General features: G+C 69.1%; 18 protein-coding genes and 1 riboswitch. Of the genes, 13 read left to right on the top strand and 5 right to left on the bottom strand.

What is annotated here, in order from left to right:
* The first annotated feature begins 433 nt into the window (after nt 1-433).
* The 6 genes from AWB92_RS15220 (at nt 434) to AWB92_RS29815 (ending at nt 8,195) form a co-directional block, all read left to right on the top strand.
* Nucleotides 434-1,009 (top strand): carboxymuconolactone decarboxylase family protein, encoded by a 576-nt coding sequence (locus AWB92_RS15220; protein WP_085186793.1) that lies wholly within the window; start codon nt 434-436, stop codon nt 1,007-1,009.
* A 39-nt stretch (nt 1,010-1,048) separates the two neighbouring features.
* A complete protein-coding gene (locus AWB92_RS15215; protein ID WP_085186711.1) occupies nt 1,049-2,173 on the top strand; it encodes a nitronate monooxygenase family protein in 1,125 nt (374 codons plus the stop codon).
* Nucleotides 2,170-2,814, top strand: a complete 645-nt coding sequence (locus AWB92_RS15210) for a TetR/AcrR family transcriptional regulator (RefSeq protein WP_241523463.1) — start codon at nt 2,170-2,172, stop codon at nt 2,812-2,814. Before AWB92_RS15215 ends, AWB92_RS15210 begins: the two co-directional genes overlap by 4 nt.
* Before the next feature lie 94 nt (nt 2,815-2,908).
* A riboswitch (M-box (ykoK) riboswitch) is annotated at nt 2,909-3,078 on the top strand.
* A gap of 285 nt (nt 3,079-3,363) precedes the next feature.
* Complete coding sequence (locus AWB92_RS15205; protein ID WP_068104990.1) at nt 3,364-3,594, top strand: Rv1535 family protein; 231 nt, start codon at nt 3,364-3,366, stop codon at nt 3,592-3,594.
* A gap of 287 nt (nt 3,595-3,881) precedes the next feature.
* Nucleotides 3,882-7,007 carry an isoleucine--tRNA ligase gene (gene ileS / locus AWB92_RS15200; protein ID WP_085186709.1) on the top strand — a complete coding sequence of 1,042 codons (3,126 nt, stop codon included), beginning with the start codon at nt 3,882-3,884 and terminating at the stop codon, nt 7,005-7,007.
* A gap of 129 nt (nt 7,008-7,136) precedes the next feature.
* Nucleotides 7,137-8,195 (top strand): hypothetical protein, encoded by a 1,059-nt coding sequence (locus AWB92_RS29815; protein WP_158090377.1) that lies wholly within the window; start codon nt 7,137-7,139, stop codon nt 8,193-8,195.
* Nucleotides 8,196-8,256: 61 nt separating this feature from the next.
* Here AWB92_RS29815 and AWB92_RS15190 read toward each other — a convergent pair whose 3' ends face one another.
* Together AWB92_RS15190 and AWB92_RS15185 are read right to left on the bottom strand one after the other, a co-directional pair.
* On the bottom strand, nt 8,257-8,739 hold the full coding sequence (locus AWB92_RS15190) for a hypothetical protein (RefSeq protein WP_085186707.1): 483 nt from the start codon (nt 8,737-8,739) through the stop codon (nt 8,257-8,259).
* The gene (locus tag AWB92_RS15185) at nt 8,739-9,308 is read right to left on the bottom strand and encodes a class I SAM-dependent methyltransferase (RefSeq protein ID WP_085186705.1); all 570 of its coding nucleotides are present in this window, start codon (nt 9,306-9,308) and stop codon (nt 8,739-8,741) included. The genes AWB92_RS15190 and AWB92_RS15185 overlap by 1 nt, the downstream gene beginning before the upstream one ends.
* Before the next feature lie 49 nt (nt 9,309-9,357).
* On the opposite strand from AWB92_RS15185, the gene AWB92_RS15180 reads away from it, so the two are divergent.
* On the top strand, nt 9,358-10,746 hold the full coding sequence (locus AWB92_RS15180) for a DNA polymerase IV (RefSeq protein ID WP_173817428.1): 1,389 nt from the start codon (nt 9,358-9,360) through the stop codon (nt 10,744-10,746).
* Here the strand turns inward: AWB92_RS15180 and AWB92_RS15175 are convergent.
* Nucleotides 10,711-11,670 carry an asparaginase gene (locus AWB92_RS15175; RefSeq protein ID WP_085186701.1) on the bottom strand — a complete coding sequence of 320 codons (960 nt, stop codon included), beginning with the start codon at nt 11,668-11,670 and terminating at the stop codon, nt 10,711-10,713. The two genes, AWB92_RS15180 and AWB92_RS15175, sit on opposite strands and share 36 nt — an antisense overlap.
* Before the next feature lie 58 nt (nt 11,671-11,728).
* Here AWB92_RS15175 and lspA point away from each other — a divergent pair, with 58 nt between their 5' ends.
* Together lspA and AWB92_RS15165 are read left to right on the top strand one after the other, a co-directional pair.
* Nucleotides 11,729-12,286: a signal peptidase II gene (gene lspA, locus AWB92_RS15170; protein WP_085186699.1), complete on the top strand. Its 558-nt coding sequence runs from the start codon at nt 11,729-11,731 to the stop codon at nt 12,284-12,286.
* Entirely contained in the window at nt 12,286-13,212 is a 927-nt protein-coding gene (locus tag AWB92_RS15165; RefSeq protein WP_085186697.1) for an RluA family pseudouridine synthase, read from the top strand. Before lspA ends, AWB92_RS15165 begins: the two co-directional genes overlap by 1 nt.
* A gap of 111 nt (nt 13,213-13,323) precedes the next feature.
* Here the strand turns inward: AWB92_RS15165 and AWB92_RS15160 are convergent, their stop codons facing one another.
* Nucleotides 13,324-14,082, bottom strand: a complete 759-nt coding sequence (locus AWB92_RS15160; protein WP_085186695.1) for a class I SAM-dependent methyltransferase — start codon at nt 14,080-14,082, stop codon at nt 13,324-13,326.
* A gap of 78 nt (nt 14,083-14,160) precedes the next feature.
* Between AWB92_RS15160 and AWB92_RS15155 the strand changes: the two genes are divergently transcribed.
* Both AWB92_RS15155 and AWB92_RS15150 read left to right on the top strand, forming a co-directional pair.
* Nucleotides 14,161-14,541, top strand: a complete 381-nt coding sequence (locus AWB92_RS15155; protein ID WP_085186693.1) for a YciI family protein — start codon at nt 14,161-14,163, stop codon at nt 14,539-14,541.
* Nucleotides 14,542-14,554: 13 nt separating this feature from the next.
* Nucleotides 14,555-15,760 (top strand): DUF6596 domain-containing protein, encoded by a 1,206-nt coding sequence (locus AWB92_RS15150; protein WP_241523462.1) that lies wholly within the window; start codon nt 14,555-14,557, stop codon nt 15,758-15,760.
* On the opposite strand, the gene AWB92_RS15145 is transcribed toward AWB92_RS15150, so the two are convergent.
* The gene (locus AWB92_RS15145) at nt 15,757-16,161 is read right to left on the bottom strand and encodes a group 1 truncated hemoglobin (RefSeq protein ID WP_068104970.1); all 405 of its coding nucleotides are present in this window, start codon (nt 16,159-16,161) and stop codon (nt 15,757-15,759) included. The two genes, AWB92_RS15150 and AWB92_RS15145, sit on opposite strands and share 4 nt — an antisense overlap.
* A 222-nt stretch (nt 16,162-16,383) precedes the next feature.
* Between AWB92_RS15145 and AWB92_RS15140 the strand changes: the two genes are divergently transcribed.
* Nucleotides 16,384-17,403 (top strand): SDR family NAD(P)-dependent oxidoreductase, encoded by a 1,020-nt coding sequence (locus tag AWB92_RS15140; protein WP_085186691.1) that lies wholly within the window; start codon nt 16,384-16,386, stop codon nt 17,401-17,403.
* Between the two features lie 4 nt (nt 17,404-17,407).
* On the top strand, nt 17,408-18,211 hold the full coding sequence (locus AWB92_RS15135; RefSeq protein ID WP_085186689.1) for an SDR family oxidoreductase: 804 nt from the start codon (nt 17,408-17,410) through the stop codon (nt 18,209-18,211).
* Nucleotides 18,212-18,295 lie beyond the last annotated feature (84 nt).

Below are 18,295 nucleotides of genomic sequence, written 5' to 3'. Positions count from 1 at the left end.
TTTAAGATTGCAAGTTAAGTCCCAACTGAATTGTGGCGAGATTCATACTTTGTCGTGATTGGCGTGTCCGGTTCGGGGCCGAACCGTGGCGGCCGGCGCAGGGCGTTGGCGCCGTCCAGGGGGACCGATCACGGCCCGATCACGGCAGCCCCCGGCTTTGAATTCATTCGCTGGGGAGGGACGGGCTGGGCCCGCGCGGCGAACCGGCACGAAGCCGACGGCGTCGGGGTATCCAGATGGGCGCCAACGGCATTCGCACGCGCGGCCCCGGCGCAACCCGTGCCGGAACCGCGGTTTTCACCGCCCGGTTCCGCGTTGCGGCGTTGGGGCTCCGGGCTTTTCGTTCATGATTCTTCGCCTCTGGCGTCTGCTGCCGCTGGCTACCATTGCCGGTGAACGCGAGGTGTCCACCAGTGGACGGAGTGCCCACACCATGACCCCACCAACTGGGCAGGCCCGGGTCCCCCGACTGCCGCTTGACGTGGCCAAGGCCGCCGCCGACGAGGCCGCGGTACCCGACTACATGGCGGAGCTCAGCATCTTCCAGGTTCTGCTCAACCATCCGCCGCTGGCGCGTGGCATCAACGACCTGCTGGCCACGATGCTCTGGCACGGCGCCCTCGAGCCGCGGCTGCGCGAACTGGTCATCATGCGGATCGGCTGGCTCACCGCGTGCGACTACGAATGGACGCAGCATTGGCGGGTCGCGTCGGGGTTGGGCGTGAGCGCCGACGACCTCGTCGGCGTGCGCGATTGGCGCGGGTATGAGGGCTTCGGGCCGGCCGAGCGCGCGGTGCTGGCGGCCACCGACGACGTGGTGCGCGACGGCGCGGTGAGCGCCGAGAGCTGGGCCGCGTGCGAGCGCGAATTGCACGGCGACACAAAGGTTCTCATCGAGCTGATCACCGCAATCGGGGCCTGGCGGATGGTTTCGTCGATCCTGCGCAGCCTCCAGGTCCCCTTGGAAGAGGGCGTGGCCAGCTGGCCGCCGGACGGCCGGTCGCCCTAACCGATTGACTTATCAGTCAGTAGCTCCTAGCGTCGGGCAATGCGAACCAGGGTCGCCGAGATGCTCGGCGTCGAGTTTCCGATCTGCGCCTTCAGCCACTGTCGCGACGTGGTGGCCGCGGTAACCAACGCCGGGGGGTTCGGGATCCTCGGCGCCGTCGCGCACAGTCCCCAGCGCCTGCACAACGAGCTCACCTGGATCGAGGAGCAGACGGGCGGCAAGCCCTACGGCGTCGACCTGCTGTTGCCGCCCAAGTACGTGGGTGCCGAGCGGGGCGGGATCGACGCCGAACAGGCGCGCGAGCTGCTGCCCGAGGAGCACCGTGCGTTCGTCGAGGACATCCTGTCCCGCTACGGCGTCGTGGTCCCCGCCGAGGAGCCCAGGGCGTCGTCCGGGGGCCTGAACATCTCGCCCAAGGGCTACGAGCCGTTGCTCGACGTGGCGTTCGAGCACGACATCCGGCTGATCGCCAGCGCGCTCGGGCCGCCGCCCGCTGACCTCGTCCAGCGCGCCCATGACCGGGGCGTCGTGGTGGCCGCGCTGGCGGGCACCACGCAGCACGCGCGGCGGCATGCGGCCGCGGGCGTGGACCTGATCGTCGCGCAGGGCACCGAGGCGGGCGGGCACACCGGCGAGGTGGCGACCATGGTGCTGGTGCCCGAGGTGGTGGATGCCGTGGCGCCGGTCCCGGTTCTGGCGGCCGGCGGGATCGCGCGGGGCCGCCAGGTCGCCGCCGCGCTGGCGCTGGGGGCCGAGGGGGTGTGGTGCGGCTCGGTGTGGCTGACCACCGAGGAGGCCGAGACGGTCCCCGTGGTCAAGGAGAAGTTCCTGGCGGCCAGCTCCTCGGACACGGTGCGCTCCCGGTCGATGACCGGGAAGCCGGCGCGGATGCTGCGCACGGCCTGGACCGACGAGTGGGCGCGGCCCGACGCCCCCGATCCGCTCGGCATGCCGCTGCAGACCGCGCTGGTCACCGGCTCTCAGGTGCGCATCAACCAGGCCGCGACCAACCCGGACTCCAAGGCGCGTGAGCTGGCGACGTACTTCGTCGGCCAGGTGGTCGGTTCGCTCGACCGGGTCCGCCCGGTCCGCTCGGTGGTGCTCGACATGGTGGAGGAGTTCATCGACACCATCGGCCGGCTCGACGGCCTGGTCGGTACGTGACCAGCGCGACCCGACGGCGCCGCGCGGTCAGCGACGAGGACAAGTCGCAGCGGCGCGAGCAGATCATGTCGGCCGCCAAAGAAGTGTTCGCGCGCAAGGGTTTTCATGCGACGACGATTGCCGACATCGCGAAGCGGGCCGGCCTGGCCTACGGCTCGGTCTATTGGTACTTCGCCTCCAAGGACGAGCTGTTCCACGCGTTGATGGCGGCCGAGGAGGGCGCGCTGCGCGCCCATGTCGCTGCGGCGTTGGGGGCTCCGGCCGGGAACGCCGGGCAGGAGGAGTCGCTTCGGGTCGCGGTGCGGGCGACGCTGGAGTTCTTCGAGTCCGACAAGGCGACGGTCAAGCTGTTGCTGCGGGATCCCTGCGCGCTGGGCGAGCGCTTCGAAAAACATCTCGGCGGGATCTACGAGCGGTTCATCGACGACATCGAAAGCTTCATCGTCGCCGCCCAGGAGCGCGGCGAAGTGGTGAGCGCCCCGCCGCGCATGGTGGCGTACACGCTTGCCGCGCTGGTGGGCCAGCTGGCGCAACGGCGGCTGAACACCGACGACGACGTCACCGCTGCTCAGGTGGCCGATTTCGTGGTGGCACTGGTGCTCGACGGGCTACGCCCGCGCGGCACCGATGAAGCTTGTTAAATCCTGAGTGCCCGCGTAATGACTGCATAAAGATTCGGCCACACGGCACAGATCACATTGACCGTGTCATGGCGGTCATGCATGATCGGTCGCGTATGCACCTCGTTAGGTGAGGCGTCTACACGAATACAGGCCACTGACCCCGAACGTCGAAAGACGCCCCGGGTCAGGACAGCTCCTCCCGGCTTAAGGGTTGAGCCCAGGTGGCTTCCGAGGGATCGGACACGTCGTGTAGTGCCAAAGCTCTGACGAGAGGGGTGCGGATCTCCGGCGGTTCGCCGGTTTCTGTACTCCTTTTGGTGCGCGTGGATCGCGCGGGCAACCGCACGCGTCGTGACGTCGAGGAGGTGAGGGACGTATGAGTTCCAGCGATAGTCCGGATCGAAGTCCGGGCTGTGTTCCGTCCCGATCCGACCTGAAGCGCGACGTTCTCGGCTGAGTCGTCAACGCTAATCGGCTTACCCGCCAAGCGTTCTCGGATCGGAACCACAACGGGATGGGACACGTCAGTCCAGTCAACGTTCGTTTGGATTCCGTCAGGAGACGATCATGACCGCAGTTCTGCACGACGAAGTGGTAACCGTCGCGCCCGCCCGCAAGCTGACCGTGGTGCGCGACACGACCCCGGCTCCCGCGCCCAAGAAGGCAACGCGTCGTGAGGGCACGACCATCGTCATCAGCGACCCGCTGGTGGACGGCGCCGCCCACTTCTTGGCCATCGGGGTGCGTCACGTGTACGCCGCGCTGTGGCGCGTTGGCGTGCTCGATGTCCGGGCCTAAACGCCTCCAAGGGGCTACCCGGCCGCAGGTCTTCCCTGAGACCAGGTAGCCCCTTGGAGTGCAGGGTTTGAGTAGAATCGAGACACTGGCATCGATCCGGCGATCACCGGGGAGCCTTCGGAAGAACGGCCGGCAGGCTCAGTAGAACCGAACGGGTAGGCCCGTCACAGCCCTCATCGAGCGGTCGCGTGAGAGCGCGGCAAGCGGGGTGGTACCGCGGCGCTCGCGCACCTTGCGCGTCGTCGTCCCCGGCCTGAGCATGATGGCCACAGGAGACGACACGGATCGTGACCGAGAACGCTGACGTCAAGGCGTACCCGAAGCTGGCCGGCGGTGCGCCCGATTTTCCGGCGCTCGAAGTCGAGGTTCTCGACTACTGGGCGCGCGACGACACCTTCCGCGCCAGCATCGCCCGCCGCGACGGCGCCCCGGAGTACGTGTTCTACGACGGGCCGCCGTTCGCCAACGGGCTGCCCCACTACGGTCACCTGCTCACCGGGTACGTCAAGGACATCGTGCCGCGGTATCGCACCATGCGCGGCTACAAGGTGGAGCGCCGCTTCGGCTGGGACACGCACGGGCTGCCCGCCGAACTGGAAGTCGAACGCCAGCTCGGCATCAACGACAAGTCCCAGATCGACGACATGGGGATCGCCGCGTTCAACGACGCCTGCCGCGAATCGGTGCTGCGCTACACCGACGAGTGGCAGGCGTACGTGACGCGCCAGGCCCGCTGGGTCGACTTCGACAACGACTACAAGACGCTGGATCCCAGCTACATGGAGTCGGTGATCTGGGCGTTCAAACAGCTGTGGGACAAGGGCCTCGCGTATGAGGGCTATCGGGTGCTGCCGTACTGCTGGCGCGACGAAACCCCGCTGTCCAACCACGAATTGCGGATGGACGACGACGTCTACCAGAGCCGCCAGGACCCGGCCCTGACCGTCGGCTTCAAGGTGGCCGGGGGTGAGCTCGACGGCGCCTATCTGTTGGTGTGGACGACGACTCCGTGGACGCTGCCGTCGAACCTCGCGGTGGCCGTGAACCCCGAGGTGACCTACGTGGCGGTCGAGGCGGACGGCCGCCGCTTCGTGCTGGCGGAGGCGCGGCTGGCCGCGTACGCGCGGGAGTTGGGTGAAGAGCCGGACGTGCTGGGTACCTATCGGGGCGCGGACCTGCTGGGTCTGCGCTACGTTCCGCCGTTCCCGTATTTCATGGACACCCCCCACGCATTCCGAGTGCTGCCCGGTGACTTCGTGACCACCGAGGACGGCACCGGGATCGTGCACATGGCGCCGGCCTACGGCGAGGACGACATGGCGACCTGTGATGCGGCCGGCATCGTGCCCGTCACCCCGGTCGATTCGAAGGGCCGGTTCGACGCAAGCGTCCCGGATTACCAGGGGCAGCGGGTTTTTGACGCGAATCCGCACATCATCCGCGACCTGAAGAACGGCAGCGGTCCGGCGGCGGCCAACGGCGCCGTGCTGATCCGCCACGAGACCTACGAGCACCCCTACCCGCACTGCTGGCGTTGCCGCAATCCGCTGATCTACCGGGCGGTGTCGTCGTGGTTCGTCGCCGTCACCGAATTCCGCGACCGCATGGTCGAACTCAACCAGCAGATCACCTGGTACCCCGAACACGTCAAGGACGGCCAGTTCGGCAAGTGGCTGCAGGGCGCGCGGGACTGGTCGATCTCGCGAAACCGCTACTGGGGCACGCCGATTCCGGTGTGGAAGTCCGATGATCCGGCCTATCCGCGCGTCGACGTGTACGGCAGCCTCGACGAGCTGGAACGCGACTTCGGGGTGCGGCCCACCAACTTGCACCGGCCCTACATCGACGAGCTGACTCGGCCCAACCCCGACGATCCCACGGGGCGCAGCACGATGCGGCGCATCCCTGATGTGCTCGACGTGTGGTTCGACTCGGGCTCGATGCCGTATGCCCAGGTGCACTACCCGTTCGAAAACCGGGACTGGTTCGACGGGCACTACCCGGGCGACTTCATCGTTGAGTACATCGGCCAGACGCGCGGCTGGTTCTACACCCTGCACGTGCTGGCCACCGCGCTGTTCGACCGTCCGGCGTTCAAAACGTGTGTCGCGCATGGCATCGTGCTCGGCTCCGACGGCCAGAAGATGAGCAAGTCGCTGCGCAACTACCCCGACGTCTCGGAGGTGTTCGATCGCGACGGCTCCGACGCGATGCGGTGGTTCCTGATGGCCTCGCCGATCCTGCGCGGGGGCAACCTGATCGTCACCGAACAAGGCATCCGCGAAGGCGTCCGTCAGGTGCTGCTGCCGTTGTGGAATGCCTACAGCTTCCTTGCCCTTTACGCGCCGAAAGTCGGCAACTGGCACACGGATTCGGCCAACGTGCTGGATCGCTACATCCTGGCCAAGCTGTCGGAGCTGCGCGACGACCTCACCGCGTCGATGGACGTCTGCGACATCTCGGGGGCCTGCGAACAGCTGCGCCAGTTCACCGAGGCGCTGACGAATTGGTATGTGCGACGGTCGCGTTCGCGGTTCTGGGAGGAAGACGCCGACGCCATCGACACCTTGCACACGGTGCTGGAGGTGAGCGCCCGCCTGGCCGCCCCGTTGTTGCCTTCGGTGACGGAGATCATCTGGCGCGGCCTGACGTTCGAGCGCTCGGTGCATTTGACCGATTGGCCGGACGCGGACGCGCTGCCCGCGGATGCCGGCCTGGTCGCCGCCATGGATCAGGTCCGGGAAGTCTGCTCGGCGGCGTCGTCGTTGCGCAAGGCGAAGAAGCTGCGGGTGCGCCTGCCGTTGCCGAAACTGACCGTGGCCGTTGAGAATCCGCAGCGGCTCGAGCCGTTTGTCGACCTGATCGCCGACGAGCTCAACGTCAAGCGGGTCGAACTGACCGACGCGATCGACACGTACGGCCGGTTCGAGCTCACGGTCAACGCGCGGGTGGCCGGGCCGCGGCTGGGCAAGGATGTGCAGGCGGCGATCAAGGCGGTCAAGGCCGGCGAGGGCGTCGTCAACCCCGACGGCACCCTGACGGCGGGTCCCGCGGTGCTACAGCCTGACGAGTACAGCTCCCGGCTGGTGGCCGCCGACCCGGATTACACTGCGGCGCTGCCCGACGGGTCCGGTCTGGTGGTCCTCGACGGCACGGTGACCCCGGAATTGGAGGCCGAGGGCTGGGCCAAGGACCGGATCCGAGAGCTGCAGGAACTGCGCAAGTCGACCGGGCTGGACGTGTCCGACCGCATCAGCGTGGTGATGTCGGTGCCCGGCGAGCGGGCCGACTGGGCGCAGACGCACCGCGACCTGATCGCGGGGGAGATCCTCGCCACCAGCTTCGAGTTCGGTGAGCCCGCCGACGGCTCGGAGATCGGCGACGGCGTGCGGGTGAGCATCACGAAGGTCTAGCGGCTCGCGACCAGGCTTTCAGCGGCCTGGAAAAAAGTTTCCAAAAAAGTGTCCGACCCATTGTGGGTGGCTGCTCGTACCTATGACAGCGGCCCAACGGGGGCCGCGACGACATTAAGGGAACACACCATGAGCACCATCGAAGACTTCCAATCCGCTACTTTCGCCGCCATCCCGCACGAGGACCTCACGGTCGCCGAGGCGTGGGCGTCGAGCCCGCTGGGTGACCCCGCGGTCGAAGCCTTTCCATCTGCCACGTTCGCCGCCATCCCGCACGAGGCCCTCACGGTAGGCGAGGCGTGGGCGTCGAGCCCGCTGGGTGACCCCTCGATTGAAGACGGATCCCTCTCGAAACCCGCAAACTTCGAGGACTTCTCGCCCACTACGGCGACCGAGCAGCCGCGCTCGCGGGCCACGACCGTCCTGATCGCCGCGGCCGTGATCGCCGGGCTCGGAGTGGTCGGCGGGCTGGGCATGATGCTCATCAACGGGACGGGCTCGAAGCAAGAGAAGCCGGCCGTCGTCGTGCCGAACTCCAATGTCAGTCCGATTTCGCCCCAGTCCGCCGCCGCGGTCGCGCCGCCGCCCGTGGCGCCGGCGCCGCCGTCCCTCGTCACGCCGCCCGACGCCGCGCAATTGCCGAGCGGTCCGGTCAGCGGTGGCGGCGCGCCGGTGTGGAACGCCCCTGCGCCGACTCCGGCGCCGGTCGTCGCGGCGCCGCCCGCCGACCCGGGCACCCCGCCCGACGCGCCGGCCGACCCCGGCACCCCGCCGCCACCGCCGAACGTGACGGTGAACATCCCGCCGGTCGTGGTGCCCGTGCCCATACCCGTTCCGGTGCCGTCGGACCATGATGGCGATCACCCGAGTGGTGGCGGCCAGCAGCAGGGCGGCGGTCAGCAGCAGGGTGGCGGCCAGCAGCAGGGCGGCGGTCAACAGCAGGGCGGTGGTCAGCAGCAAGGTGGCGGTCAGCAGCAGGGCGGTGGTCAGCAGCAAGGTGGCGGTCAGCAGCAAGGTGGTGGCAAGCAGCAAGGTGGCGGCAACGGACCGATCGAGTGCCTGGCCTGCCAGCAGCATCCGATCCAGCAGCAACCGATTCACCCGCAGCCGATTCAGCAGCAGCCGGTTCACCCGCAGCCCGTCCAGCAACAGCCGCTCCACCCGCAGGTGATCCCGGGCAAGAAGTGACGGTGGGCGTAGGGCGAGACCGGAGGTGAGCCGGTCTCGCCCTTTCGCTTGCCGCGAATCGCTAGCGGGCTCGGAGCGCGCGGTGGGCGTGCGGCCAGAACGGCATGCCGGCCACGACGGTCGCGCCGGTGGCGATAACCCCGACCGCGACGTCCACGCTCTCGCGGCCCTCCCGCGCCCAGTAGACGTCCTCGAGGTCCAGCAGCAGGGCCAGCTCGTCGACGATCATCGCGTTCGCGGCACCGTATGCGACCGCCGCCGCGGGGTGTCGTCGCTGCCTTTCAGTCCCGCGCAGACCCACGCCGGCCACCGTCGCCAGCATCGCGATACCGATGTTGTAGTGGTGAAAGTGCTTGCCGCCCAAGTTCATACCGCCACCCGACGGTCCGTGGCCGGCACGGATCCAGTGGGTGAGCCCGCGCAGTCCGGCGAACGTGAGCGTGAACGACGCCCAGGCCAGAACGGTGGCCTGCTCACCGGGCTCCAGCCGCTCGTCCCATTGGCGGCGTAGCCGCGCCCATCGTGATGGCGCCGCGTCAACCATCAGGCGCCCTTGACCGCCCGCCAGCGCTGCCTGCCGCCGCGGACCTCGACCTCCACATCGCGAAAACCTGCCGCCCGCAAGCGATCCGGCAAGGTTTCCGGAGAAACCGTGTTGCACGTGTCGCGGAAGTGCAGGAGGCGGAACCGCAGCGACGTCACACTGTCGCTGCCGGCGAAGACGCCGCCGGGCCGGAGCACCCGGAACGCCTCGGCGAACAGCCGGTCCTGCAGCTCCGCGGTCGGGACGTGATGCAGCATCGTGAACGACACCACCGAGCTGAACTCGTTGTCCGGCAACCCGGTATCCGTGCCGTCGGCGTTGATGATGCGGGCCCGATCGCCGTAGAGCCGCTGCAGTCGCTGCGCCATCGGGGTGTCGATCTCCACCGAGGTCAGTCTCGGCGTCTTGTCGACCAGCACCCGCAGGATCGCGCCGTAACCGGGTCCGATCTCGAGCGTGTTGTCGCCCAGCTCCACACCGGCCAGCGCCCACGGCAGCAGGTCGTCTTCCACCTGCTTCGCCCAGCGATCCGAGCTGCAAATCCGTCGGTGCGCGAGGTTCATTGCCATACCCAAAGACGTTATCCCAATAGCATTTGCAGTTGTGGAGTCCCGGTGGGTGCTGCACCTGGACATGGACGCGTTTTTCGCCTCCGTCGAACAACTCACCCGACCGACCCTGCGGGGGCGGCCGGTGCTGGTCGGCGGCCTGGGCGGGCGGGGCGTCGTGGCCGGGGCCAGCTACGAGGCGCGCGTGTTCGGTGCGCGGTCGGCCATGCCGATGCATCAGGCCCGCCGGCTGATCGGCGTGACCGCCGTGGTGCTGCCGCCGCGCGGCGTCGTGTACGGGGTGGCCAGCCGCCGGGTCTTCGACACCGTGCGGCGGTTGATACCTGTCGTCGAGCAGCTGTCCGTCGACGAGGGTTTCGGGGAGCCGACGCAGCTCGCCGGGGCGGCGGCCGAGGACGTCGTGGCGTTCTGCGAGGAGTTGCGGCGGCGCATTCGCGACGAGACCGGCCTGGTCGCGTCGGTCGGTGCGGGCTCGGGCAAGCAGATCGCCAAGATCGCGTCCGGACTGGCCAAACCCGATGGCGTGCGGGTGGTCGGGCGCGCAGAGGAGCAGGCCCTGCTGGGCGGGTTGCCGGTGCGGCGGCTGTGGGGCATCGGCCCGGTCGCCGAGGAGAAGCTGAACCGGCTGGGCATCGAGACCATCGGGCAGCTGGCCGCGCTGACCGACGCCGAGGTGGCCAACATCCTGGGGGCGACGGTCGGGCCGGCGCTGCACCGCCTGGCCCGCGGCATCGACGACCGCCCCGTCGCCGAGCGCGCGGTGGCCAAGCAGATCAGCGCCGAGTCCACCTTCGCCGCGGACCTGACCAGCCTCGAGCAGCTGCGCGACGCGATCGACCCCATCGCCGAGCACGCCCACCAGCGCCTGCTGCGCGACGGCCGCGGCGCGCGCACCGTCACGGTGAAGCTGAAGAAGTCCGACATGAGCACGCTGACCCGCTCGGCGACGTTGCCCTACGCGACCACCGAGGCCGGCGCCCTTACCGCGGTGGCCCGCCGGCTGCTGCTCGACCCGCGCGAAATCGGACCGATTCGCCTTCTCGGCGTGGGATTTTCGGGATTGAGCGACGTCCGACAGGAATCGCTGTTCCCCGACCTCGAATTGTCGGGGGAGACTTCCGAGCAGCAGCACATCGAGACCGCGGCCGAGGCCATGTTCGCGTCGGCGACCGAGGAGGCCTCGGCCTGGCGGATCGGCGACGATGTGGCGCACCGCGAATTCGGTCACGGCTGGGTGCAGGGCGCCGGCCATGGCGTGGTGACGGTGCGCTTCGAGACCCGCGGATCGGGCCCCGGGCAGGCGCGCACCTTTCCCGCCGGCACCGCCGACCTCACCGGCGCCAACCCGGTCGACTCGCTGGACTGGCCGGATTATCTCGGCGCGCTGCAGGCCGATGCGCTGCTAACCCCAACGGTCGATGACGTCGGCGACGGGTAGCCCCGCGGCCAGCGCGGCCATCATCAGCACCCGCGCCTGCGGCGGCCGCAGCCGCGGCACCATCACCGCGCCCGCGGTGGCCATGTCGTGGCCGGGACCGTAACTCGCGCCGACCCGCCCGCCCGGGACCCGGGTGGACACCGCGATGTTCACTCCATTGCGACAGTGGCGGCGCACCCCGTCGACGACCGCCGCTCCCGCGTTGCCCGAACCCAGCGCCTCGAGCACCACGCCCCGCGCGCCGGCAGCCACGCAGGCGTCCAGCGCCACCGAGTCGCTCCCGAGATACGCCGCCACGATGTCGACCCGGGGAGCACCGGCGGCGTCGAGATCGCCCACATACGGGCGCGTCTTGGGCCCGGTCAGGGTCACGCCGCCGCTGTCCACCCTGCCGACCAGTTCGCCGGCGAACCCGCTGAGGTCCTCGGTGGCCACCTTGTGCATGCCCAGCGGTTGCAGCACCCGGCCGGCGAAACACACCAGCACCCCCAGGTCACGGGCGGCCGGGCTGGCCGCGACCGCCAGCGCGTCGCGCAGATTGGCGGGGCCGTCGGCGTCGGGGGCGTCGGCGCTGCGCATGGCGCCGGTGAGCACCACCGGGACGTTCCCCGCGTGGGTGAGGTCCAGCCAGAGCGCGCTCTCTTCCATCGTGTCGGTGCCGTGGGTGACGACCACACCGTCGGCGCCGCCGTCGACCGCGGCCCGCACGGCGACGCGGATGTTGTCCCAGTCGGCGGGCGTCAGCTCGGAGCTGTCGAGGGCCAGAAGGTCGACGACGTTCACGTCGAGGCCCGACGTGAGGTCCGCCCCGCTGTACGCCGGTCGCCGCACCCCGTCGACCCCTTTGCCGGTCGAGATCGTGCCGCCGGTGGCGATGACGGTGAGCCGGGCCGTCGAGGAAGTCACGGTGGCATCATCGCGCATGTACGGGTTAGGGGATGATGGTGACGTGTCCGACGAACCAGCAGGACCGGCCCCGGAGGTGGCCGAACCCGAACCCGCACCCGCCAAGCCGCAGAGGCGGCTGCGCCTGCTGCTGTCGGTCGCGGCGGTGGTGCTGAGCCTGGACATCGTGACCAAGGTGCTGGCCGTCAAACTGCTGCCGCCCGGCCAGCCGGTGTCGATCATCGGCGACACCGTGACGTGGACGTTGGTGCGCAATTCGGGCGCCGCGTTCTCGATGGCCACCGGATACACCTGGGTGCTGACGCTGATCGCGACGGGTGTGGTGGTCGGCATCTTCTGGATGGGGCGGCGGCTGGTGTCGCCGTGGTGGGCGGTCGGGCTGGGCATGATCCTCGGCGGCGCGATGGGCAACCTGGTCGACCGGTTCTTCCGGTCGCCCGGGCCGCTGCGCGGCCATGTCGTGGATTTCCTGTCGGTCGGCTGGTGGCCGGTGTTCAACGTCGCCGACCCCTCCGTGGTCGGCGGGGCCATCCTGTTGGTGGTGCTGTCGGTCTTCGGCTACGACTTCGATGCCGTGGGCCGCCGAAAGCCCAACGGGGATGCCGTGGCCCGCCGCAAGGCCGATCAGCACTGATGACCGAACGTTCGATGCCCGTCCCGGAGGGATTGGCGGGCATGCGTGTTGACGCCGGGCTGTCGCGGCTGTTGGGGCTGTCGCGGACCGCGGCGGCGACGCTGGCCGAGGACGGCGGCGTCGAATTGGATGGTGTGCAGGCCGGCAAGTCCGACCGCCTGACGAGCGGCGCCTGGCTACACGTGCGGCTGCCCGACGCGCCGGCGCCGCCGGAAAACACGCCCGTCGACATCGAAGGCATGACCATCCTGTATTCCGACGACGACATCGTCGCGGTCGACAAACCCGCGGCGGTGGCCGCGCACGCGTCGGTCGGCTGGACCGGACCCACGGTGCTCGGCGGCCTGGCCGCCGCCGGTTACCGGATCACCACATCCGGCGTGCCGGAGCGCCAGGGCATCGTGCATCGTCTCGACGTCGGGACCTCCGGGGTGATGGTGGTGGCGCTCTCCGAGCGCGCCTACACGGTGCTCAAGCGGGCGTTCAAGCAGCGCACCGTCGACAAGCGCTACCACGCGCTGGTGCAGGGCCACCCGGACCCGTCCAGCGGGACGATCGACGCGCCGATCGGGCGGCACCGCGGCGGCGAATGGAAGTTCGCGGTCACCAAGGACGGCCGGCACAGCCTCACCCACTACGACACGCTGGAAGCCCACGTCGCCGCCAGCCTCCTCGACGTGCACCTGGAAACCGGACGCACGCATCAGATCCGGGTGCACTTCTCCGCGCTGCACCACCCCTGCTGCGGCGACCTCGTCTATGGCGCCGACCCGAAACTGGCGAAAAGACTTGGGCTGGAACGGCAATGGCTGCACGCGCGTTCGCTGGCGTTCGCCCACCCGGCCGACGGCCGGCGAATCGAAATTGTCAGCCCCTACCCGGCGGATCTGCAGCACGCGCTGGACGTACTGCGCGACGAGGGCTGACGGACGCTCAACGCCCCATGCGATTCGTCGACCCTGTAATTTTGCAGGTCGTCTCTCGCACTTCTTCTGCAGATTTACAGGCTCGGCGATATCGGCGACGGATCACCGGGTTCAGCCGGGCTTGCGCGCCTCGACGAGCACCCGCGTCGGGTGCGCGACGAACCGCCCGTCGGCCTCGATCCGCTCGTGCAGTTCCCGCAGCCGGTCCCGATAGCGCTCGACGGTGAAGTCCGGCACCGTCCACACCACCTTGCGCAGGAAGTAGACGACCGCGCCGATGTCGAAGAACTCGGCGCGCAGCCGCTCCATGCGCACGTCGACGACCTCCAGCCCCGCGGCCTGCACCTGCGCGCGCACGGCGTCCGGGTGAAACTCGGCCCATTTCTCGGGCTGCGGTCCGATGAAGTACTCGACCAGCTCGCCCATGGTGGCGGGACCGATGTGCTGCGCGAAGTAGGTGCCGCCCGGCCGGAGCACCCGAAGGATCTCCTTCCACCACACCGAGATCGGGTGGCGGGTGGTCACCAGGTCGAACGCCTCGTCGGCGAACGGCAGCGGCGGCTCGTCGGGCATCGCCACGAGGACCACCCCGAGCGGATGCAGGCGTTTGGTCGCCAGGGCCGCGTTGGGCGGCCAAGTCTCGATCGCCGCCATGGTCGGCGGGAACGGCCCCGCCCCGGCCAACACCTCGCCCCCTCCGGTGTGGATGTCCAGCGCGGCCGACACCGTCGCCAAGCGGCCGCTCAACAGCCGCTGGAAGCCCCAGGACGGGCGTTCCTCGGTCGCGCGGCCGTCGAGCCAGGAGAAGTCCCAGCCGTCAACGTTGACCGAGTCGGCTTCGGCCACCAGATCTTCGAATGTGCGGGGCATGCATTGCATTGTGGTGTCGATCGGACGTGGCCTCAATCGTCATTGCGGTGAAACGATTGAGAAGAAAGGGGCGTCATCATGCAGTACTGCCTGCTCATGCACTACCAGGAGGGCGGCGAGCTCGGGCTGACCGAGGAAGACATGGCCCCCGCGCGGGCGGCGTTCGCCAAGTACGCCGACGACCTCGACGCGGCCGGCGTGCTGATCGGCACCCAGGTCCTGCAATCGGCCGTCGCGTCGACCACCTTCACGGCGCGCGACGGCGAACCAAGGATCCAGGACGGGCCGTTCGCCGACACCAAGGAACGCCTCGGCGGGATCTTCGTCATCGATGTTTCGGACCTGGACGCCGCCCTGTCGTGGGCCAAGCGGTGCCCGGCTGCTGGGTGGGGGTCGATCGAAATCCGGCCTGTCGCGGTCACTTACGCGAGCGGCAAGGGATGGTACAGCCCTGAATGAGGCGCAGGCCCGGGTGGCCGAGCTGGTCCGCGGATCCTACGGCCGGTTGCTTGCGGTGCTGGCCGCGCCGAGTGCCGACATCGCTACGGCCGAAGATGCCATTGGTGACGCGCTGGAGCGCGCGCTCGCCCGTTGGCCGGACGAGGGGATACCGGACAACCCCGAAGCCTGGGTCCTTACTGTCGCCCGCAATCGGCAGCGCGACCGGTGGAAGTCGCACGCCCACCGGAAGACCGGCCCCCTGCCCGAAACATGGGATATCAGTGGCGATTTCCCGACTCCGGAGGCGATCCCCGAACGTCGCCTGGAGCTGATGTTGGTCTGTGCGCATCCCGCGATCGCCGCCAATTGCCGCACCGCGTTGATGCTGCAGACGGTGCTGGGCATCGACTCGGCGGCGATCGCGCGGGCGTTCTCGTTGCCACCGGCGACGCTGGCCCAGCGGCTGGTCCGCGCCAAACGCAGGATTCGCGAAGCGCGCATCCCGTTCGCGGTCCCGGAGGACTTCGACGACCGGCTGCCGGCCGTGCTCGAGGCCGTCTACGGTGCGTGGGCGATCGATTGGCAGCTGGAGCCGCAGGGTCTGCCGATCGAGTCGTTGGCTGCCGAGGCCCTGCATCTGGCGCTGGTGCTGGCCGACCTGTTGCCCGAGGAGCCCGAGGCGCTCGGGCTAGCGGCGCTGATCTGCCTGTCCGAGTCGCGCCGGCCGGCGCGGCGCACCAAGCGCGGCGAGTTCGTGCCGCTGGACGACCAGGACACCCGGCTGTGGGATTCGGCGATGATCGCGCGCGGCGAGGCACTGCTGGGTCGGGCCCACGCCCTCGGCCGCCCCGGGCGGTACCAGTACGAGGCGGCCATCCAATCGACGCACTGCGCGCGGGCCCACGGCGGGCGAACGGATTGGGCGGCGCTGCGCAAACTGCATCGGGCGCTGCTGCACGTCGCGCCGTCTTTGGGTGCGGCGGTTTCCCTGGCGGTAGTCGACGGCCGGCTCGACGGGCCGGAGGCGGGGCTGGCCGCGCTCGAGGGGATCACCGACCCGGCGATGGCGCGCTTCCAGCCGGCCTGGACGGCGCGTGCGCATTTGCTGGCCGAGGCGGGGAGGCCCGCGGCGGCGGCAGAGGCCTACCGCAGGGCCATCGATCTCACCGCCGACGCCGGCGTCATTCGGTATCTGCGTCGAAGGCTCGCCGAGGTCGCGGGGGAGCGCCGCGCCTAGACCTTGGTGGTTTCCGGCGACGCGATCTCGGGCGCCAGCGGCGCGATGGCGCTGAGGATTTCGGTGACCGTCGCGGCGGGCACCCCCGCGGCGGCGAGCGCGTCGGCCAGGTGCCCGGCCACCAGGTTGAAGTGATGCATGGTGATGCCGCGGCCCTGGTGCACCTGTTTCATCGGCGCTCCGGTGTAGGGCTCGGGGCCGCCGAGCGCGGCCGCGAAAAACTCGGCCTGTTTGCCCTTGAGGCGGTTCATGTTGGTCCCGGTGAAAAAGCCTGCCAGTTGGCTGTCGGCGAGCACGCGAACGTAGAAGTCCTCGACGACCACTTCGATGGCCTCGTGTCCGCCGATCCGGTCGTAGATGGTGTGCGGCTCCGGTTTGCGAAAGTGCGCCAGCATTTTCATAACGCCGATTGGAACATTTGGGCGTTGCCCGTCAGTTAGTCCGTGGTCACACCCGGATTTCGCTGTGTAACAAGCCGATTGCCCCCGGATGGCGGTGGCGTGGCCGCCCGGGTGAGCTGGCGCACCGGAGTTCACATGGCGGCAATCCGCCTCTGCCTGCCGGCCGATGCCCTAGGTTGGTTTTATGACCCACGTCACATTGCCCCTCAGGAGCGACAGCCGATGAATCTGCTTGGCGACTTGACCCACATGGTGGAAAAGCCGTTTGCGGCGGTCTCCAACATCATCAACACCCCCAACTCGGCGGGGCGATATCGACCGTTCTATCTACGGAACCTGCTGGACGCGGTGCAGGGCCGCACGCTGCGCGACGCTGTGGAGGGCTGCACCGTCCTCATCACGGGAGGGTCGTCGGGTATCGGCGCGGCCGCCGCCAAGAAGATCGCGGAAGCGGGCGGCGTGGTGGTGCTGGTGGCGCGAACCCGGGAGAACCTCGAGAAGGTTGCCTCGGAGATCGAGGGCGAGGGCGGCACCGCCCACATCTACCCGTGCGACCTGACCGACATGGACGCCATCGCCACGATGGCCGATCAGGTGCTCGACGACCTCGGCGGCGTCGACATCCTCATCAACAACGCGGGGCGCTCGATTCGGCGATCGCTGGAGCTGTCGTACGACCGCATCCACGACTACCAGCGGACCATGCAACTGAACTACCTCGGCGCGGTCCAGCTCATCCTCAAGTTCATCCCGGGCATGCGGGAGCGCGGCTTCGGCCAGATCATCAACGTTTCCTCGGTCGGCGTGCAGACCCGCGCGCCGCGCTTCGGCGCCTACATCGCCAGCAAGGCCGCCCTCGACAGCCTGTGCGACGCGCTGCAGGCCGAAGTGGTCAACGACGACGTCAAGTTCACCACCGTGCACATGGCGCTGGTGCGCACGCCGATGATCAGCCCGACCACGATGTACGACAAGTTCCCGGCGCTGACGCCCGACCAGGCGGCCGGCGTGATCACGGACGCGATCGTGCACCGCCCCCGCCGCGCGAGCTCGCCGTTCGGGCAGTTCGCCGCCGTCGCCGACGCCGTCAACCCCGCCGTGATGGACCGCGTCCGCAACCGCGCGTTTGCCATGTTCAAAGACTCCGACGCGGCCAAGGGCGGCGAATCATCCAGTGACGCAGAGCCTTTCGACAGGCGGAGCGAGACGTTTGTCCGCGCGACCCGCGGGATACATTGGTGAAACCATGAGCCTTCCGAAACCCGACACCGACACCACCGTCGTCATCACCGGTGCCTCGTCCGGCATCGGCGCCGAACTGGCCCGCGGCCTGGCGCGCCGTGGCTTCCCGCTGTTGCTGGTCGCGCGGCGCCGCGACCGCCTCGACGACCTCGCCAACGAGGTGGGCCAGGAGTACTCCGTGGCCGTCGAGGTCCTGCCGCTGGACCTCAGCGACGCCAAGGGTCGCGCGAAACTGGCGGACCGGCTCCGCAGCGAGCCGATCGCCGGCCTGTGCAACAGCGCCGGTTTCGGCACCAGCGGGATCTTCCACGAATTGCCGCTCGAGCGTGAAAGCGAAGAGGTCACCCTCAACGCGCTCGCCCTGATGGAGCTCACCCACGCCGCGCTGCCGGGCATGGTGGAGCGCGGCGCCGGCGCCGTGATGAACATCGCCTCGATCGCCGGGTTCCAGCCGTTGCCGTACATGGCGGTGTACTCGGCGACCAAGGCGTTCGTGCAGACGTTTTCCGAAGCCATTCACGAGGAGCTGCACGGGACGGGGGTGTCGGTGACCGTCCTGTGTCCGGGCCCGGTGCCCACCGAGTGGGCCGAGATCGCCAACGCGGAGCGGTTCAGCATCCCGGTGGCACAGGTCTCGCCGCACGACGTCGCCGAGGCGGCGATCGGCGGGATGCTGGCCGGCAAGCGCAGCGTGGTGCCGGGCATCGTGCCCAAGGTCGTCAGCACCGGCGGCCGGTTCGTGCCGCGCACATTGCTGCTGCCCGGGCTGCGGATCGGCAACCGATTCCGCGGCGGCCCCAGCCACTAGTAGTTGGCGGTGGGGGAGATGGCGAGTGTGAATCTTGGGCGCCGTGTGTGAGTGCAGGGCGACAAAATCGCGAGATCCGCGCCA

The sequence above is a fragment of the Mycobacterium sp. IEC1808 genome (assembly GCF_002101935.1).
Lineage (GTDB): Bacteria > Actinomycetota > Actinomycetes > Mycobacteriales > Mycobacteriaceae > Mycobacterium.
This window is presented reverse-complemented; position numbering and strand designations above follow the sequence as displayed.

What these genes read in the sequence shown, in the direction of transcription:
- AWB92_RS15205 (WP_068104990.1), top strand. Translation starts at nt 3,364, where the DNA reads ATGACCGCAGTTCTGCACGACGAAGTGGTAACCGTCGCGCCCGCCCGC.
- AWB92_RS15160 (WP_085186695.1), bottom strand. Translation starts at nt 14,082, where the DNA reads ATGCCCCGCACATTCGAAGATCTGGTGGCCGAAGCCGACTCGGTCAAC.
- AWB92_RS15220 (WP_085186793.1), top strand. Translation starts at nt 434, where the DNA reads ATGACCCCACCAACTGGGCAGGCCCGGGTCCCCCGACTGCCGCTTGAC.
- AWB92_RS15190 (WP_085186707.1), bottom strand. Translation starts at nt 8,739, where the DNA reads ATGGTTGACGCGGCGCCATCACGATGGGCGCGGCTACGCCGCCAATGG.
- AWB92_RS15135 (WP_085186689.1), top strand. Translation starts at nt 17,408, where the DNA reads ATGAGCCTTCCGAAACCCGACACCGACACCACCGTCGTCATCACCGGT.
- AWB92_RS15185 (WP_085186705.1), bottom strand. Translation starts at nt 9,308, where the DNA reads ATGGCAATGAACCTCGCGCACCGACGGATTTGCAGCTCGGATCGCTGG.
- AWB92_RS15145 (WP_068104970.1), bottom strand. Translation starts at nt 16,161, where the DNA reads ATGAAAATGCTGGCGCACTTTCGCAAACCGGAGCCGCACACCATCTAC.
- AWB92_RS15155 (WP_085186693.1), top strand. Translation starts at nt 14,161, where the DNA reads ATGCAGTACTGCCTGCTCATGCACTACCAGGAGGGCGGCGAGCTCGGG.
- AWB92_RS15165 (WP_085186697.1), top strand. Translation starts at nt 12,286, where the DNA reads ATGACCGAACGTTCGATGCCCGTCCCGGAGGGATTGGCGGGCATGCGT.
- AWB92_RS15175 (WP_085186701.1), bottom strand. Translation starts at nt 11,670, where the DNA reads ATGCGCGATGATGCCACCGTGACTTCCTCGACGGCCCGGCTCACCGTC.
- AWB92_RS15140 (WP_085186691.1), top strand. Translation starts at nt 16,384, where the DNA reads ATGAATCTGCTTGGCGACTTGACCCACATGGTGGAAAAGCCGTTTGCG.
- AWB92_RS15215 (WP_085186711.1), top strand. Translation starts at nt 1,049, where the DNA reads ATGCGAACCAGGGTCGCCGAGATGCTCGGCGTCGAGTTTCCGATCTGC.
- AWB92_RS29815 (WP_158090377.1), top strand. Translation starts at nt 7,137, where the DNA reads ATGAGCACCATCGAAGACTTCCAATCCGCTACTTTCGCCGCCATCCCG.